The sequence below is a fragment of the Frateuria defendens genome, assembly GCF_001182895.1.
GTDB lineage: Bacteria > Pseudomonadota > Gammaproteobacteria > Xanthomonadales > Rhodanobacteraceae > Frateuria_B > Frateuria_B defendens.
The window spans coordinates 1-1361 of sequence record NZ_LFQR01000183.1 but is presented as its reverse complement, the minus strand read 5'-3'; the positions used below and the strand labels follow the sequence as shown (position 1 = coordinate 1361).

General features: G+C 62.3%; 1 protein-coding gene. It reads right to left on the bottom strand.

All coding sequences use genetic code 11. From position 1 onward, the window contains the following. A partial coding sequence (locus ACH65_RS17625; RefSeq protein ID WP_153242662.1) for an XVIPCD domain-containing protein occupies window positions 1–1336 on the bottom strand: 1336 nt, incomplete at its 3' end. Window positions 1337–1361: the final 25 nt, after the last annotated feature.

The window sequence follows — 1361 nt, the reverse complement described above, 5'->3', positions numbered from 1 at the left end:
TGGGGTTATGCAAACTGCTCTGTTGCATGGCGTCGGGCCATTTCGCTCCCGACTGTTCCATGCTCATGTTGAGGCCCTGGACGGTGTCCACATGCACGGAGTGCATGTGGAATCCCTTGATGCCCGGCCAGTCCTGCACGCCCCACAGCTTGCTGGCATCGCCGTTGAACGCGATGCGGTCCACGCTGTGCATACCTGCGGCGCGGGCCTCGACGGCCAACGCGGCGGCCAGCTGATTGCTGCGAGTATCCGGCTCGCGGCCGACGCTCCTGTCCAGGTCGATCACCTGGGATCGCACCTGGTTGTAAAGCGCGTGGTCCGGATGGGCGGGGTCGTCCAGGCGAGCCGGGGCGACTGGCACATATTGGTACTGATTCGGGCCATCCGCCGTGTGGTCGAACCGGTGCGGCACGGCCGGCTGCATGCTGTTGTCGAGATACGGAATCGATTGCTTGGACGGCGCGAGGTTCAACCCGGCCTTTTCCATCATGTCTTCGTAGAGGCCCGCGTGGGCCATGTTGATCTGCACTTGCGGCTGCACGCCATGGCGATGGGCGGCAATCTGCTCTTCCAGCCCGATGGTGGCGATGGCCCAGCCGGCGTAGTAGTTCGGGTAGTCGGATACCCCGCTGTGGGCCAGGGCCATCGCCTGGCGCGTGTCGCCGGGCTGCAGGTGTCCCGCCGTCGGCCGGTCGAAATAGTTTTGCCCCATCGCCGCGACATTGGCCGGCGTCGGGCTCATGCTCAAGTCGGCGTTGAGGTGCACATTCGGACGGGGCACGAGCGTACCGTTGGTGGCAAGAACAAAATCATCGGCGCGATGACGCGCCGCCTGTTGAATGTCACTCAGCGTCACCGCGCCGTGGTGCCGCTGTTGGACGCCGCTTCGCAGGGCATTCCATCCGGCAATCTCTGCTTTGGCTTCATCCTCGCGTCCCGACTGAATGTGCCGTTCCAACGCGGTGAAATCGTGCACGGGACCTGGCGTTGCGGCCAACGCGCGCACGTCGTTGGTGAATGCGGCTCGTGCCTTTTCGGCGGTTTGCGCATTGAAGCCATGCTGGATTTCATGACCGATGACAAACGTGAGGTCATTGATCTCAAAACCCATGGTGCTGGGCGTGGCTGGTGTCTTCGTCAGGCTGTCGCTCACCAAGTTCATGGTGTGGCTCGAGGCAGAAAAACTTCCACCAACCCCGCTGCCCGGCGCCGTAAACGCGAATGACTCCAGAACGCGGTGTTGCGCATTGAGCGGGTCTGTCATGGTCACCGCGCGTTTGATTTCCTCGGCGAGGACCGGTGAGCCGTTTAGGGTGTCTTGCAGATTTTTCAGCATCTCAGAGGGATGCTCTGATCTATCG